General features: G+C 54.1%; 14 protein-coding genes. 9 read left to right on the top strand and 5 right to left on the bottom strand.

The features are described 5' to 3' along the window. The first annotated feature begins 28 nt into the window (after positions 1 to 28). Positions 29 to 511, top strand: a complete 483-nt coding sequence (locus tag JZM60_RS14950; protein WP_207163200.1) for an Hsp20/alpha crystallin family protein — start codon at positions 29 to 31, stop codon at positions 509 to 511. A gap of 62 nt (positions 512 to 573) precedes the next feature. Here JZM60_RS14950 and JZM60_RS14945 read toward each other — a convergent pair whose 3' ends face one another. Then, the gene (locus JZM60_RS14945) at positions 574 to 864 is read right to left on the bottom strand and encodes a hypothetical protein (RefSeq protein WP_207163199.1); all 291 of its coding nucleotides are present in this window, start codon (positions 862 to 864) and stop codon (positions 574 to 576) included. Between the two features lie 153 nt (positions 865 to 1,017). Here JZM60_RS14945 and JZM60_RS14940 point away from each other — a divergent pair, with 153 nt between their 5' ends. Genes JZM60_RS14940 through JZM60_RS14915 form a run of 6 tightly spaced genes read left to right on the top strand, consistent with a single transcriptional unit; the run spans position 1,018 to position 5,035 of the window. Next, the gene (locus JZM60_RS14940) at positions 1,018 to 1,959 is read left to right on the top strand and encodes a DnaJ C-terminal domain-containing protein (protein WP_207163198.1); all 942 of its coding nucleotides are present in this window, start codon (positions 1,018 to 1,020) and stop codon (positions 1,957 to 1,959) included. A 13-nt stretch (positions 1,960 to 1,972) separates the two neighbouring features. Further along, positions 1,973 to 2,275, top strand: coding sequence for a chaperone modulator CbpM (locus tag JZM60_RS14935; RefSeq protein ID WP_207163197.1), 303 nt, complete (start codon positions 1,973 to 1,975; stop codon positions 2,273 to 2,275). A 49-nt stretch (positions 2,276 to 2,324) separates the two neighbouring features. Then, entirely contained in the window at positions 2,325 to 2,795 is a 471-nt protein-coding gene (locus tag JZM60_RS14930) for a phosphate-starvation-inducible PsiE family protein (protein ID WP_241426284.1), read from the top strand. 29 nt (positions 2,796 to 2,824) lie between these two features. Then, positions 2,825 to 3,955 carry a S1C family serine protease gene (locus tag JZM60_RS14925; protein WP_207163196.1) on the top strand — a complete coding sequence of 377 codons (1,131 nt, stop codon included), beginning with the start codon at positions 2,825 to 2,827 and terminating at the stop codon, positions 3,953 to 3,955. A 26-nt stretch (positions 3,956 to 3,981) separates the two neighbouring features. After that, positions 3,982 to 4,590 carry a hypothetical protein gene (locus JZM60_RS14920; protein ID WP_108103959.1) on the top strand — a complete coding sequence of 203 codons (609 nt, stop codon included), beginning with the start codon at positions 3,982 to 3,984 and terminating at the stop codon, positions 4,588 to 4,590. A 1-nt stretch (position 4,591) separates the two neighbouring features. After that, a complete protein-coding gene (locus tag JZM60_RS14915; RefSeq protein ID WP_207163195.1) occupies positions 4,592 to 5,035 on the top strand; it encodes a thioredoxin family protein in 444 nt (147 codons plus the stop codon). 164 nt (positions 5,036 to 5,199) lie between these two features. Here JZM60_RS14915 and JZM60_RS14910 read toward each other — a convergent pair whose 3' ends face one another. Both JZM60_RS14910 and JZM60_RS14905 read right to left on the bottom strand, forming a co-directional pair. Next, positions 5,200 to 5,508: a hypothetical protein gene (locus JZM60_RS14910; protein ID WP_192905690.1), complete on the bottom strand. Its 309-nt coding sequence runs from the start codon at positions 5,506 to 5,508 to the stop codon at positions 5,200 to 5,202. A gap of 7 nt (positions 5,509 to 5,515) precedes the next feature. Beyond that, a complete protein-coding gene (locus JZM60_RS14905; protein ID WP_241426283.1) occupies positions 5,516 to 6,247 on the bottom strand; it encodes a ParM/StbA family protein in 732 nt (243 codons plus the stop codon). A 208-nt stretch (positions 6,248 to 6,455) separates the two neighbouring features. On the opposite strand from JZM60_RS14905, the gene JZM60_RS14900 reads away from it, so the two are divergent. Together JZM60_RS14900 and JZM60_RS14895 are read left to right on the top strand one after the other, a co-directional pair. Then, positions 6,456 to 7,621 (top strand): IS3 family transposase gene (locus JZM60_RS14900; RefSeq protein ID WP_420907825.1). Its coding sequence is split into 2 segments (ribosomal slippage): positions 6,456 to 6,714 and positions 6,714 to 7,621, totalling 1,167 coding nucleotides; the frame shifts between segments, so codons are not numbered across the junction. A 279-nt stretch (positions 7,622 to 7,900) separates the two neighbouring features. After that, positions 7,901 to 9,205, top strand: coding sequence for an aminotransferase class I/II-fold pyridoxal phosphate-dependent enzyme (locus tag JZM60_RS14895; protein WP_207163194.1), 1,305 nt, complete (start codon positions 7,901 to 7,903; stop codon positions 9,203 to 9,205). Between the two features lie 114 nt (positions 9,206 to 9,319). Here the strand turns inward: JZM60_RS14895 and JZM60_RS14890 are convergent, their stop codons facing one another. Then, a complete protein-coding gene (locus JZM60_RS14890) occupies positions 9,320 to 13,663 on the bottom strand; it encodes an SdrD B-like domain-containing protein (protein ID WP_207163193.1) in 4,344 nt (1,447 codons plus the stop codon). Between the two features lie 891 nt (positions 13,664 to 14,554). Next, entirely contained in the window at positions 14,555 to 15,475 is a 921-nt protein-coding gene (locus JZM60_RS16795) for a PEP-CTERM sorting domain-containing protein (protein ID WP_241426282.1), read from the bottom strand. Between the last annotated feature and the right edge of the window lie 163 nt (positions 15,476 to 15,638).

Here is a 15,638-nt window from a genome sequence, read left to right as displayed (position 1 = left end):
AAAGGAGTCTGCTGAGGAGGTGATCAGAATGTCAAACCTGTTGCCCGAGAAATGGAGCGAGGCGCTGGAGCGGGTTCATGACAAAGTCGGCCATTTCCTGACCAGACTCATGCCGCGAAAAAATGAGGAGCATTCTCCGGAACGAATCACGGCCGACACCCTGCCAGCCTTCATGCAGTTTGGTGGCCCGTCGCTCGACATGCACGAGACATCTGATGAACTGATCATCAGGGCAGAAGTACCGGGACTGAAGAGAGATGATTTCTCGGTTGAGCTTGTCGGCAGGCGGTTAACGATAAAAGGTGAAAAGAACGTGGTACGCGAACGGAAAGGAGGTGATGGGTGCCTAATTTCAGAATGCCGGTACGGCAGCTTCGCCAGAACTCTCCAGTTGCCGTACGAAATCGATGAGAAGGCAATTGCGGCGGACCTCAAAAACGGGGTCCTGACCATCCGGCTGCCCAAGCCGGACAAAGGACGGCATGCCCGCTACCGGGTGCCGGTATCCTGAACCAGCAGGGATGATAGAGGGCCGCTTGATGCGGCCCTCGCTGGTTCTGGGGGAAATATCCCTTATTCTTTCTTGCTGACATGGAGGAAGGATAGATGAAACATTTGAGAATAAATCCCGTTACGATCGTTCAAGAGCATGTCAAGGAGTTGCAACACCAATTCAGAACCACTGATGACCCGCAGAAAAAGGATGTCTTGGCGAGGAAAGTCCGAAACCTTCAGAACGTGCTGAAGTTTCTGGCCGGGACACAGAACGATGTGAACAATGTTGAGAATTTCGCTTAGCGAACCAGCTACCGCACCAGAAAGGAGCATGGCATGCATTACTTCATCAAAGACAACAAGCTGCATCGCTATCCCGTTCCGAAGCGCTGTGGCGTCCAGTTTCAGAAGGAAATCCTGCGGGATACGATTCCGCATCATGTTGAACAGTGTATCTACTGCATGCGCAGATGGCCGGAAGACGACAAGAAAGAATAATAGTTTCTGGCGAGAGTGAAGATCATGGCAACGTATCAGGATTATTACGCCATCCTCGGCGTAGGAAAAACGGCAACCCAGGAAGAGGTCCAGCGGGCCTACCGTAAACTGGCCCGCAAGTACCATCCCGACATCAACAAGGAAAGCACTGCCGAGGAGAAATTCAAGCAGATCAACGAAGCCTACGAGGTGCTGGGTGACCCGGAAAAACGGGCCAAGTACGATCAGTTCGGCAGTGGCTGGGATGGTCAATTCGCTAACCAGGGGTATCAGGGAGGCGACAATGTCCGATTCCACTTCTCCACTGCCGATCCGGGCCAGTTCAGTGACTTCTTCCAGAACCTCTTCGGCGGCGGGTGGAGTTTTGGCGAAGAGACCGAATTCCGGGGCGGAGGCACCAGGAGGCGGCGAGGCCGCGACCATGAGACTTCCATTAGTATCACGCTGGCCGACGCCTGTCATGGCGACCGGAAAACCATTGAACTGGAACGGGTGGAAACAGACAGCAGAGGCAGACCGACCAGGACCAGACGCAGCTATGATGTCACCATCCCACCGGGTGTTACGGACGGATCCCTGATCCGCCTTGCCGGGCAAGGCGGCAGCGGCAGCGGCGGTGGGGATGCCGGCGACCTGTTCCTGCGAGTCAGCATTCTTCCCGACAGCCGTTTCACCCTGAACGGCCATGACCTGGCCACAACAGTCGATATCACCCCTTGGGAGGCGGCCCTCGGGGCAAAGGTACTGGTGCCGACCATCGATGGCCGGATCAATCTCACCGTGCCGGCCGGTACCCAGAGCGGCCAGACCTTACGGGTTCGGGGCAAGGGGATGCCGGTTGCGTCGGGCCGCTACGGAGACCTGCTGGTGAATGTGCGTATTGTGGTGCCGAAACATCTCTCGGCCAGGGAGCGGCATCTCTTCGAGGAATTGGCAAAAGAATCGCGATTCGATCCGCGTGTGTGACCGAGGGACAGTTATGACCGCTCAACAGTATGATATAATCATCAGCAGAAAGCATGAACTGGTCGCCGTGCCGGGCATCACCATCCATGAATTGAGCCGGCTGTGCGAGTGCCACCTTTCGGTGGCGAGGCGGCTCTTTTCCATCGGCCTCATCGAGCCGCTGTCTGCAGGGACAACTCCTCTATTCGACCGGAGCGCCGTGGTCAGGGCCAGGAAGGCCCTGCGCCTGAAACGGGATCTTGGTCTCAACTTCGATGCAATGGCCCTGGTGATGGAACTGCTTGATCGCATTGACGAGCTGGAACGGAGATTCTGAGGAAAAGTGGGGACTGGATGTGCTGACCGAACGAAGCAGACTGCAATCATTGTTACACAGAGCAAGCGAGGGGCTCAGTAAAGCAAAGCCTTATCACCTGTTCGAGCACCTGATCGCCAATATACTGGTGCTGCTCATTTCGTTCATCGTGGTTGTCGCCTTGTACAAGCTGGGTGAAGATGTCCTCAGCCTGCTGGTGAGCAGAGCCTTCGATCCGCTGAAACACGAAACCTTCCAGACAGTATTTGGCGGCATCATGACCCTGCTCATTGCCATGGAGTTCAAGCACTCCATTTTGGTCGCCACCAAACGGCAGCAGAATATCATCCAGGTTAAAACCGTCATTCTGGTGTCGATTCTTGCTTTGGCCCGTAAATTCATTATCCTGGACATCCATGCCCTTGAAGCGGCCAAGATCGCGGCACTGGCTCTGGCACTCGTCGCTCTGGGGGCCGTGTACTGGCTTATGCGGGAACGGGATGCCTGGAACATGGAACATGGCCGGCAAGAAGAAGGATAATACTACCTGTTGGATGATCGGAGTACCACATGCCTCAGTACTCGCCAAGTGACCCGTTCCTGCGCCGCCTGCGTTGGCTGACCATTGCGGTCATCACCGTGCTGTTCGCCTGGCATGCCCTGTCGTGGGCGGACCGGGCTTTCCAGAAAGAATCGGCAACACCGCGAGCGGTAACCGCCCGGGGCGATCTGGCCGCCGATGAGAAATCGACCATCGAACTGTTCGAACGGTCCCGCGATTCGGTCGTGTATATTTCAACCTCGGAACGGGTCATGGACTTCTGGAGCCGCAATATCTTCACCATCCCTCGTGGCACCGGGTCCGGGTTCATTTGGGATGACAAGGGACATGTGGTCACCAATTACCATGTCATCGATGGGGCCTCGGAAGCACGGGTCAGATTGTCGGATGGCAAGGAGTACAAGGCCAGTCTGGTCGGCGCCAGTCCCATGCACGACCTGGCGGTGCTGAAGATCGCTACCGGCTTAAAAGGGCATTCGCTGCCGGTGGGGACCTCTCACAACCTGAAGGTCGGACAGAAGGTCTTTGCCATCGGCAATCCCTTCGGCCTCGACTGGACCCTGACTACCGGGATCGTCTCTGCTCTGGACCGGTCATTGAAGGGAGAATCCGGCAGCGTCATCGAGCATCTGATCCAGACCGATGCCGCCATCAACCCGGGCAATTCCGGCGGGCCGTTGCTTGATTCCGCCGGTCGGCTCATCGGCATCAATACCGCCATCTACAGCCCGTCCGGCGCATCCGCCGGGGTCGGATTCGCGGTTCCGGTTGATACTGTCAACCGGGTGGTTCCGCAACTGATTGGTCAAGGGAAATATGTTCGTCCATCCTTGGGAATTGAAATTGATCAGGATCTCAACGAGGCGATTACCGAGCAGCTTGGCGTCAAAGGTGTGGCAATACTCAAGGTGCGTTCAAATTCTCCGGCAGCGCGTGCAGGGTTCAAAGGCATAACCATTAACCGTGACCGAACATTTACTCCGGGGGATATCATTATAGCCGTACAAGGAAAACAGGTCGAAACGACTCCCAAATTGCTGGCTCGACTGGATGACTTCAAGGCGGGCGATACGGTGACCATCACCATTCTCCGTGACGGCAAACAACAGCAGCGCAGCGTTCAGTTGCAAGCAGAGTAAGCAAAATCAAGCCAGGGAGAAGCGGAATGCCCCAAACCATTGACGATCTCATCCGACGGATCAAGGAACTGCAGGAGGAACTCGAAGTCGAGTTCAAGAAGAAACGGGACGAATTCGAGTTCATCATCGAAAAGAAACGGGTTCGTTTTGCCGAGGAGGTAGCACGGCAGCAACGCCGCCTGAAAATCGGCTGGTTCCGCTATCTGATCAAATCAAGACCGCTCAATGTCCTGACCGCTCCGGTTATTTACGCGGGGTTCATCCCCTTCATAATCCTGGATCTGTTTCTCTGGCTTTATCAGTCGATCTGCTTTCCTGTGTACGGCATTCCCAAGGCAAAGCGCTCCGATTATCTGATTTTCGACCGGGAAGACCTCCCGTACCTGAACGTCATCGAGAAGTTCAACTGTTTCTACTGTTCCTATGGCAACGGCCTGATGGCCTACGGTCGGGAGATTGCCGCACGGACCGAACAATACTGGTGCCCGATTAAGCATGCCCGCCGGATCAAGGCTGCCCACGAGCATTATCCCCGGTTCTTTGAATATGGCGACGCCGAGAGCTGGCAGAAAGGGCTGGAACGGCTGCGTCGGCAATATCCAAAAGAACAACAACCTGCAACCGAGGTGAAGTGACATGGCTACGGCAAGCTACCTGATTTCCTGCCCGTCCTGCGGTACTGGTAACCGTATCCCGGCTGATAAAGAGGGCCTGCGGGGACGCTGCGGCAACTGCAAGTCAGCATTGCCGCCGTTGTACTGCCATCCCCAGCAAGTGACCGACCGGACCTTCGACTCCTTCATCAACTCCTATCCTGGTCCGGTGCTGGCAGAGTTTTGGGCACCCACCTGACCGCACTGCCATACCTTCGCACCGGTGGTGCAAACAGTTGCTGAAAGACTGGCCGGCCAGGCGGCTATATTACAAATCAATACCCAGGACAGCCCGTCGTTGGCGGCTCGCTTCAGTATCCGTGGTATACCGGCAATAGTACTGTTGAAGCATGGACGCGTTGTTGATCAATTACCGGGAGCACAACCGATTGATGCGGTTCTGGCATGGTTCCGCCGGAAAGCATGATGAAATCGAATTTGACTCATGGCAAGCAACGGCAAAAACCAACAGCAGTAGCACAGCGTCACTCTAAAGGACTGCATATAGTTGCTTTGTTAAGGGTGCTAAGGGGGGATGGTCCTTCTGGCCGTCTTCGGACTTTTTCCCGATGTGAAAGTGTGACCATGTCCCTAATTCAAGATACTGCTCAATATATCGCTACAATCGGCGTTTGGGGTGAATGCAGAAGCACTTTTAGCCGATCTCAGTTCATCCTGCGGCTTATCTGCTGGTTTCATTTCACTCAATGTAGGAATTGCTGGCAATTGCTGACCTGCCGTGACTCCATCCATGTTGGCCAGCACCTGCTTTCCTCGCTCCGTTGAAAGAAATTGCTTGATCGCCTCGTGGGTGAATGTCGCCTGTTTTCTGCTTTTGCGTAACCGTTCGAAGGCATCGATAATTTCCGGATCATAGGTGGAAAGTTTGAGTGAGTACAAGGGCACATCACACCCCCTTGGCAAAGGCGAGCGTCTGGAATCCCCTGGCATTGGCATATTCCGGTTCCGGTAGTACAATAACCTCGATGTTTCTGGCAGGCAGGCCGTTCTTCAGGAATGCGGCACCGCCGCCGAACAGCAGGACACGATCAAAATCGGCATGCATCCCGACATGAGCCTGCAACTCACCCTGAATATCACGGATGATGTGCTCAATATAGGCAACGCCAGCTTCCTGGATCTCCCGGATGACATCGTGCCGCTCGAAGCCGTACTGCAGGTAGCCCTTCTCGATCAGGAAGGCGATTTCCACGGGGGTGAAGGTGCCAGAAGGCGCGAGATCCTTGATCCGTGGCAGCAGAAAGCTGGTGGCCATCTGGTGGACACCCCGCTTGTTGAGGGTCTTGCCATGGATGATCTGTTTTTTATGAGGTGAGAACAGGGTGAAGATGATGGTGTTGAAGCCGATATCGATGCCGAGAACATTGCCCGTCGGACGCTCCAGAAGTCCGTCAAGATAATCCCTCAGTCCTCCTAGCCCCTGCGGGAATACCGCCACCTCCTTGATTGCCCCACCGGTCAGTGACTTTGCCAAGGCCGACACGGCGCCGCCCGGCTTATGCTGCTCCTGCCAGTAGGAATACGGCAGCCCAACGGCAAGAAGGATGTCACCATCACAGCCAGCCTGTTTCAAGCACTGTTCCACAAATACCGGATAGTAGCGCACGAGCTCTTCCATCGTTTTCAGATAGGAAGAGCCCGATGACATCAGCGAATCTTCCCCGATCAGCAGATTTTCGCCGTTGTAGCTGAACGCAGAAATGATCCTTCCCTTGCGCTCCCCGTAAATCCACTTGGCCGAAGAAAACCCGAGATCAGAGGTGGTCCCCGGAATTCGGACAGTGTGATAAGGTGGACAGCCGCAGACTGACGACGGAGGTACACCCGTGAGCACAACCCGACGGAAACGCTATTCAGCCGAATTCAAAGCCAAGATTGCCCTTGAGGCGATTCGTGGTGAGCAGACCATCAACGAATTGGCCAGTCGCTACGAACTGCATCCCAACATGATTACCACCTGGAAGCGACAAGCCATTGAGAACATGGCAGCTGCCTTTTCCGGTGCCAAGGAGCGAAGCAGCAAGTCAGACGAGGCCCAGATTAAGGATCTGCACGCCAAAATCGGGCAACTGACAGTGGAGCGCGATTTTTTAGCCAAAGCCTTCGGACGCATTCGCTGAGTCTCGCTCGAAGGAAAAGCCTGGTCGAGCCCGGCCATGGCCGACTCAGCATAGCCAAACAATGCAAACTGCTCTCGATCAATCGGTCGACATACTACTACCAACCGGTGGGCGAATCGCCGCTAAACCTGGAACTGATGCGGCTGATCGACGAACAGTATCTTGATACGCCGTGGTACGGAGCCCGACAGATGACGCGGCACCTGCGTCGGCATGGCCATGCGGTCAATCGCAAGCGGATCGGCCGCCTGATACAGGTAATGGGTTTGTCGGCCATTTATCAGAAGCCGAAGACCTCACAGCCGCATCCGCAGCACAAGGTCTATCCTTATCTGCTGCGTGGTCTGACGATCGATCGTCCCAACCACGTCTGGTGTGCCGATATCAGCTACATCCCGCTACGACGCGGCTTTCTCTATCTGGTGGCAATCATGGACTGGGCCAGTCGCAAGGTTTTGTCATGGCGGCTGTCCAACACCATGGATGCCGACTTCTGTGTGGCAGCGCTCGAAGATGCCATGTTCCGCTATGGCAAGCCCGAGATTTTCAACACCGATCAGGGAAGCCAGTTCACCAGCGACGCGTTTACCGGGGCGCTCAAGGATGCCGACATCAAGATTTCCATGGACGGCAAGGGGCGCTGGATGGACAACGTCATGATCGAAAGGCTGTGGCGCTCCCTGAAGTACGAGTGCATCTATCTGCATGCCTATGAGACCGGCAGCGAGCTGCGACAAGGTCTCAAGCGCTGGATCGACTACTACAACACAAACCGTCCTCACTCCAGTCTGGACGACAGAACACCGGATGAGGCATATTGGCAAAAACCGCGGCCTGGCTACGCCGGCCGCCCCTTCAAAATGGCGGCATGACCATGGAGGCTTTCCACCTTATCCCCGCCGCCAAACTGTCCTGTCCGGCGGGGCCACCTCTTACAGCCCCTCCCTCTCTGCTCCATTTGGCCGTGGCACTAAGGAACCGTTGCGGGAGATCACGGGCTGATGTGTCTGCCCATGCTCCTGTTGGTCCAATGTCTACGAGACGGGATAGTTTTTCCCCTTGACAGGCTTACCGTAGTGGGGAAAACTGCGATGTACATGTTATAATAAAATGCCGTCAGATTAAGGCCTGTGTGCCCCAAGGAGGAATCGATGAACCCATTGGCTGTTGAACTGAATGAACTGCTTGCCCAGCACAACCCCCATGTTCTGGAGATGCTGTCCGATCTCGGTAAAAATCTCTTTTTCCCCAAAGGGATTCTGACCCAGTCGGCTGAAGCAAAGGAAAAGGCTCACAAGTTCAATGCAACCATCGGTATTGCCACTGAAAACGGCGGTCCGATGTACCTGCAGTGCATTCAGGACAAGCTGTCCGCCTTTGATCCGAAGGATATCTACCCCTATGCTCCCCCAGCCGGCAAGCCGGAGCTGCGCTCCCTGTGGCGGGAGAAGATGTTGCGGGAAAACCCCAGCCAGCAGGGGAAGCACTTCAGCAATCCCATCGTCACCAACGCCCTTACCCACGGCCTTTCCATCGTTGCCGATATGTTTGTCGACAAGGGAGATCACCTGATCCTCCCCGACATGCTCTGGGGGAACTACAACCTGACCTTCGGTACCTGCGCCGGGGCCGTCGTCCGGAAATATCATACCTTTACTGCAAAGGGTGGCTTTGACGTCGATGCGTTCAAGGCGGAGCTGAAGAACAGCGCTGAGGAAAAGGGAAAAGCAGTAGTGTTGCTCAACTTTCCCAACAACCCGAGCGGCTACACCCCGACTGTTGCCGAAGGCGATGCCCTTGTGGCCGCAATCAAAGAGGTGGCAGAGGAAGGGTGCAACGTCGTAGCCATTACCGACGATGCCTATTTTGGCCTCTTCTACGAAGACAGCATGAAGGAGTCCCTGTTCGGCAAGCTCGCCAATATTCATCCCCGCATCCTGGCGATAAAGCTTGATGGCGCCACCAAGGAGGAGTTCGTCTGGGGCTTCCGTACCGGTTTCGTCACCTTTGCCGATGGCAACAGCTATGAAAACACGCCGGTCATCACCGCTCTCGAGAAGAAGGCGATGGGTATAATCCGCGCCCGGATCTCCAACTGTCCGCATCCCTCACAGACCTTTGCTATCGAGGCGCTCCGGTCCCCGAACTTCCTCCAGCAGAAGGAAGAAAAATTCCAGGTGCTCAAGGGGCGCGCCCTCAAGACGAAGGAAGTGCTCAACAGCGGCAAGTATGAAAAAGCCTGGGACTATTACCCGTTCAACTCCGGTTATTTCATGTGCCTGAAACTCAAGACCGTGGATGCCGAAAAACTGCGCGTCCACATGCTTGACAAGTACGGTGTCGGGGCCATTTCCATCGGCAAGACTGACCTGCGCATTGCCTTCTCCTGTATTGACGAAAAGGATATCCCCGAACTGTTTGACACCATCCACCAGGCGGTTCAGGATCTTGCGTGATTGACCCCTGAAAAATGTGCTGAACAAGTTTGCATGAATGATTGAAAAAAGAGGGAGCTGGTTTCCCAGCTCCCTCTTTTTATTTGCTAAAAATCAAGCTTGATGGATGATTTGCTAATCGTCATGCTCTTCATAATCGTTGCTTGACCAACTGTAAGTATAGCTGGTCTGGTAGTTGTAAGAACCTGTGCAGGTTGATTCTCCATCGTGCGAGTCGCAGTAGTCCTTGCTGTAATGGTAGTCGTCTTTGTCCATGCACGATGATGATGAAATTCGGCAGAACTTCCCGCCATTGAGGCTGTAGCCTTCCACCACCATGAAGTATCCATCGATTCCCATTCCCGGATAGATCGGTTTTGAGCAATCAGTGTAGATCGTGGCCTTGTAGCTGCCGTCAACATAGATCTTCACGTATGGTCCCATGGTGCCGTTTGTGCCCTTGCCCATGAAGGTGAAGCTGTTGTTGGAAGCAACAGTGCCGCTGAAAAGTGTCAGGCCGTTACTGTCCTTCACGACCACCGATCTGCTCGACCATGCTTTGTTCATTATGGTCAGTTTTGTTGCTCCGCCATTGCACTGTCCGCATGTGGGCGCGGGGGCAGGCGGTGGAGTGCATGAATTGCTGCTTCCGCACAGTCTGCCGTTTATGTAGTCGTCGAGGATGAGGTACCACGGTTCGGCCTGCATCCATGCAGAGCTGTCGCCGGGGACTCCGCTCCCGACCGGGTGAGCGGCCATCCATGCATCGGCGTTCGCGATTGTTTCCGTAACGCACGATGAGTCGCCGCATCCCATTGCGTCCAGTTTGGCCGCAACCAGTGCTTTGAACAGTGTGTAGGTCTTGTCGCCGCTGACCGGAGTGCCCATGAGTTCAATTGCCTGTGTCTTGGTGTAAACCGTGCCACCGATGGTTATTGACTCCACTGGCCAGGATTCCTGATGGTTTTTCCAGTAGCCCGGAGATAGCGGTTCTGACTGGGTGCAGCCGAAGTAATAGGCCTGGTCGGTATCCTGGGTCAGCATTCCTTCGTACGTACCCGTTGCCGTGGCCGTGTTGACATGAAGCCCCGCCTGGGCAGTCTGAGGTCCGATAATGCAGCTGAATGAACCATTGGGCTGCAGAGTGGCCGGGACGACGCAGCTGCTCAAGTCTTCCATGTTGTCGGTGAGTGTCAGGTTGGTCAGATCGGATGTGCCGGTGTTGGTTACAACATACTTGAAGTACACTTTGCCGCAGTCAGCGGAATAGCCGTCACCTCCGTTGCAGCCGGTTTCCCCACCGTTATCACCATGTGCCCACTCTTCACAGCGCGTCTTGTCCGAACTGTCATCACAGCGGTAGTTACGCTTGGAATCGCCGTGATCCCTGTCATGCCGATCGCAACTCAATGAGTTGTTCTTGCAATGTTCGATATCGCGCTCGTCGTCCTTGCCGTCATGGTTATAGTCACCATGATCTTTTTCATGCTCCCACTGGGCTCTGCTTTCGCACGATGATTTGTCGTAACTGTCATCACAGCGGAAGGTACGCTTCTTGTTGCCCCGGTCGCTATCGAACTTGTTGCAGGCGTAAGAGTTGTACTTGCAATAGTCGATGTCGCGTTCGTTGCATTTGCCGTCGCGGTTGTAGTCGCTCAGGTCTTTGTCCCGCTTGTCTTCAGCGTAACGGGTGGAATCGCAAAGAGTACGGTTTGAGCTGTCATCGCAGCGGTAGGAGCGCTTGAAGTTGCCGCGATCCTTGTCGTGCTTGATGCACTCGTCCTGGTTGCCTTTGCAGTAGTCGATGTCGTGCTCATCGCACTTGCCATCGCGGTTGTAGTCGCTGCGGTCTTTGTCATGCTCGCGCAAAGCGTAAGAGTAGCAGTACTCTTTGTTTGAGCTGTCGTCGCACCGATATGAGCGTTTGGACCGACCACGGTCCTGGTCGTGTTTGTCGCACCGTTCTTGGTCGCCCTTGCAGTAGTTTATGTCGCGCTCATCACACTTGCCGTCATTGTTGTAGTCGCCATGATCACGCTCATGGGCTTCGCGGGCTTTGCCATCGCAGTCAGGTTTGTTGGAGCTGTCGTCGCAGCGGTGATGGCGCTTGGAACTGCCGTGTTCGCTATCGTGCCTGTCACAGTCGTACTTGTTGGACTTGCAGTGGTCGATGTCCTTCTCATCACACTTGTTGTCGTGATTGTAGTCGCAGTGGTCCTTGTCGAAATCCTCTTCACAAGTTGAGCACAAGGCGACCGTCAGGACGTTGGTGCTGTCAGTATGGAGCCAGGTATTCCCATCAATGGATATGTATTTCGTGATGTCGATTTTAGGAACATTTACCGTGATGGTGGACACGTCGCAATCGTTCACGGACGAGGTGCTGTAGTTCCCTTCAGCACAGGCTGTGTTGGTGAACCCAGCAAGCACCGGTGATGCGTTGCAGGTAAAGGTTACCGTCTGTCCGGCCAGCAGCGTTCCGATGTTGCGTGCACAATCGGCAACCAGTTGATCGGTAACAACAACGTTGGTAAGGGTTACGTTGCCGGTGTTGGTGACTGCAATCTCAAAGGGGACTGTGGAACCGGCGGGGTAGTTGCGGCTATCAGGGCCTTCTGCTTGCTTACGGATGTCGATGCCTGTCAGGGCGCCGAAATAGTGGCTCGGATCTGTGTCGGTGACGGCGGTTGTGCCGTATGTGGCGGTGACCGTGCCGATGTTAGCGTATTGGCCTGCTGTGGCGATGCCGTCCTTGATGCATATCATCTGCTCTGCGGGAGCCAGGACGGTTTTAGGGCAGGAGATGGCGCCGATTTTGTCGTCGGTGACAACAACCCCTGCAAGCTCCACATTTCCGGTGTTGGCTACAATGTATTTCCACTGAACTGCATTGCCGACGGTGACCGTGGGGCCAGGAGCCAGATCGGCATCTTCGCCATTGGTGTACTTTTCGATATCAATGGACGGAATAAGTTGATAGAGCCCGGCATCGACGGTGTTGTTGGTCTGCCCGGCGATGAGATCGACGCATGCGGTTACGCCGCTTGCACTGGCGTCGCTGTCAGTGGCGTCGTTGCCCACGTTCGGCAGAGTGAAAGCGTAACCCGCGGGGGCTACGAACTCGACCCTGTAGCTTCCCGGCATAAGATCGGTGAAGCTGTAGAAGCCGTTGGCGCTGGTGGTGGCAGTGGCGACCGGGGTGTCGGTGGTGCAGTCGAAGAGCTTGACCGTCACGCCGGCAATGCCGGTTTCACCGTTATCCTGCTGGCCGTTCTTGTTGGCGTCGTTCCAGACGAAGTCGCCGATGGCGGCGGGCATCACATAGAGCCCGGCATCGACGGTGTTGTTGGTCTGCCCGGCGATGAGATCGATGCATGCGGTTACGCCGGAGGCACTGGCGTCGCTGTCAGTGGCGTCGTTGCCGGAGTTGGTGATTGTGAAGCTGTAACCCGCGGGGGCCACGAACTCGACCCTGTAGCTTCCCGGCATAAGATCGGTGAAGCTGTAGAAGCCGTTGGCGTCGGTGGTGGTAGTGGCGACCGGGGTGTCACCGGTGCAGTCGAAGAGCTTGACCGTCACGCCGGCAATGCCGGTTTCACCGTTATCCTGCTGGCCGTTCTTGTTGGCGTCGTTCCAGACGAAGTCGCCGATGGCGGCGGGCATCACATAGAGCCCGGCATCGACGGTGTTGTTGGTCTGCCCGGCGATGAGATCGACGCATGCGGTTACGCCTGTTACACTGGCGTCGCTGTCACTGGCGTCGTTGCCCACGTTCGGCAGAGTGAAGGTGTAACCCGTGGGGGCCACGAACTCGACCCGGTAGCTTCCCGGTATAAGATCGGTGAAGCTGTAGAAGCCATTGGCGTCGGTGGTGGTAGTGGCGACCGGGGTGTCGGTGGTGCAGTCGAAGAGATTGACCGTTACGCCGGCGATGCCGGTTTCACCGTTATCCTGCTGGCCGTTCTTGTTGGTGTCGTTCCAGACGAAGTCGCCGATGGCGGCGGGTTCGTTCTCAGTAGTAAAACCGAAATCGATAGTTAGATTAGAGCTGTTCGCAAAAATCAAGTCAACAGTTGCAGGACTGCAACTACTGTCATTGCCGGTTGTTTGATCAAGAGAGCATGGGCTCGTTGGCAAATAACCATCGGGAGTTACAACTTCTACAGTATATTGTGCAGGGCACAATCCGGTAAATGAGTAAAAACCGTTCGCATCGGTGGTGACGGTGGTTATCTGGTTTCCGTCCTTATCCTTCAGGATCATGGTAACGCCGCCGATACCAGGTTCGTCAGCATCCTGAATTCCGTTGCTGTTCAGATCCTCCCATACGAAATCGCCGATTATTCCGCCACAGGCACATGGCTGGAACGATGCAGGATCATTGAACAATAGATCCCATGGTGAAAACTTGCCGAATAACTGAGAATCGACGTTGAATTCAAGCTCTGATGACAGGACAAGGGTATTGAGCTTGTTCATTCCGCCGATTTCAACTTCGTTAGGATCATTTATGCCACAAAAATAATATCCGGTATTGTTGGTACGAGAATTAAACGCACCCCATCCTTCACCCAAATTGTTCAACTGCAACAATTGGCGGCCGAACATTGCGTGATCATAATAGAACCCTTCGTCATCAGTTGTCCCATAAATGCCGTCAGTGCCGGGGCCGTAACTCAGGGATAACCATTGTTGACCATCTGTTGATTTGGCGATGTCGTCTGCAAGGGTTCCGTTATTTTCAAATAGGGTAGTGCCGGTCCCTGACTGATGAAATAACGTCATTATCTCACCAGGTTTGATTAAATCATCCTCAGTTCCTGGTACCCCGTCTTTTCCCGTGGTCGAGAAACAATCGCCACCTTTGCAGAAAGTTGAAATTGTTGGCGGACCAAAAACTATGTGCGGCATAGTTTGGTTCGGGTCAAAGGGATCATTGTCAAAGACCGCTTCCACATGCTGAGCAAATATTCCCGTAATCTGGTCTGTCGGTGATTGAAACCAGATAGTTAAGCCGTCAGCATCTATGTGTTGAAAATTGACAATGCCGGCAATGTGATCTCCAACATTCAATCTTGTTATTGTATTAACACCATTAAGTGTTGTTAGAGGTGCTTTGTAATTACCGTTTGAATCATAGATATTGGCAAATTGTCGGTAGTATAGATCATGCATTTGGCCAATATTCAGTTGAGGCGTTGCTGCCCAGCAATTTGCAATCAGCAGTACTGAGCATAATGCACTTAGCAGGATCTCTTTAAAAATTCGTACTGAGATCATAAAATACCCCTTTCCGAGAGTAAAAATTCCGATTTTGGGTAAAAAAAAGACGCAGGGTTAACCTGCGTCTTTAAGATGTAAATGGTTGATCTATTTCATGCGTTTACGGCTGTATGCTGCAAAACCGGCGAGCCCGAGGCCCAGGAGAATCATAGTGGAAGGTTCAGGCACCGGGGCCAGGTGAGCCGGATCGTTGCTGCGGAATGCCCAGGGGGAAGTTCCTCTGAGGAACCCAGGGTTCCCCTCAAGTTCGCTGCTGAGATGAAGCGAAGTCAGAACGCCGCCCAGAACATTGTCGCCGATTTCTGATTCGTTGGGATCGTTGATGGCCGTGAAATCATACCCTGTGCCGTTGAACACGATGTTGAGAGCGCCCCACGCCTCACCGGTGAAGTTTTGCAGCGGTGTGCCGAGGCTGGCATGGCTGTAGAAATATCCATCATCGTCAGCCGTTCCGTAAGTGCCATCTGCGCCTGGCAGATAACCGAGCGACATCCATTTGGTTCCGTCGGTGGCCTTGGTTACATCGTCAAGGATAGAGCCGTTTGATTCGAACACGGTTGTGCCGACACCGGTTTGAGTGAAGAGGGCGAACATTTCGCCGGCTGCAAGATATGATGAGACATCAACGCCGCCAAAGTTGAATACGGTCGGGTTGCCGAAAACCAGGTGTGGTTGAGTGTTCAGCGGGTCGGTGGTGTCCGGCATAATGATCGCCTCAACCCTTTGGGCAAAGATGCCGGTCAACTGGCTTTGCGTTCCCGAAAAGAATGTTTGCAGGCCATCTGCCTCAATGTTTTGGACATTGAGTATGCCGAAGAGATGGTCTCCGACTGCTACTGCTGAACCAGGGGCCTTAAATACGCCATCCGCTGAATAAAGGTTCTCGAAGTTGTTGTAAAAAAGGGCGTTGTCAGCGAGAGTCCCCAAGGTTACCGCTGAAGCATCGGCTGCAAAGCTGCCGGCGCCCAGTGCTGCGGCAACTGCTAGTGTTTTTACCATCTTTTTCATGATAATTTTCCTCCTTGTGGTTAATATTGTTTCAGTTAAAATTACTTTCGATTCCTTTTAAATGAGGTAGGTTTACAAGATTGATGCCATGTCGTAACTGTATGTAATTATAGTCGGTAATAGAATTGCGGCCGGTAATTGGAATGCATGGTGTTAAGATTTC

This window comes from Geobacter benzoatilyticus (assembly GCF_017338855.1).
GTDB classification, from domain to species: Bacteria; Desulfobacterota; Desulfuromonadia; order Geobacterales; family Geobacteraceae; genus Geobacter; species Geobacter benzoatilyticus.
This window is presented reverse-complemented; position numbering and strand designations above follow the sequence as displayed.

Coding starts and splice junctions, on each gene's coding strand:
- JZM60_RS14945 (WP_207163199.1), bottom strand. CDS start 864: ATGCAGCTTGTTGTCTTTGATGAAGTAATGCATGCCATGCTCCTTTCT.
- JZM60_RS14890 (WP_207163193.1), bottom strand. CDS start 13,663: ATGAACAAGCTCAATACCCTTGTCCTGTCATCAGAGCTTGAATTCAAC.
- JZM60_RS14925 (WP_207163196.1), top strand. CDS start 2,825: ATGCCTCAGTACTCGCCAAGTGACCCGTTCCTGCGCCGCCTGCGTTGG.
- JZM60_RS14950 (WP_207163200.1), top strand. CDS start 29: ATGTCAAACCTGTTGCCCGAGAAATGGAGCGAGGCGCTGGAGCGGGTT.
- JZM60_RS14905 (WP_241426283.1), bottom strand. CDS start 6,247: ATGGAAGAGCTCGTGCGCTACTATCCGGTATTTGTGGAACAGTGCTTG.
- JZM60_RS14940 (WP_207163198.1), top strand. CDS start 1,018: ATGGCAACGTATCAGGATTATTACGCCATCCTCGGCGTAGGAAAAACG.
- JZM60_RS14920 (WP_108103959.1), top strand. CDS start 3,982: ATGCCCCAAACCATTGACGATCTCATCCGACGGATCAAGGAACTGCAG.
- JZM60_RS14895 (WP_207163194.1), top strand. CDS start 7,901: ATGAACCCATTGGCTGTTGAACTGAATGAACTGCTTGCCCAGCACAAC.
- JZM60_RS16795 (WP_241426282.1), bottom strand. CDS start 15,475: ATGAAAAAGATGGTAAAAACACTAGCAGTTGCCGCAGCACTGGGCGCC.
- JZM60_RS14935 (WP_207163197.1), top strand. CDS start 1,973: ATGACCGCTCAACAGTATGATATAATCATCAGCAGAAAGCATGAACTG.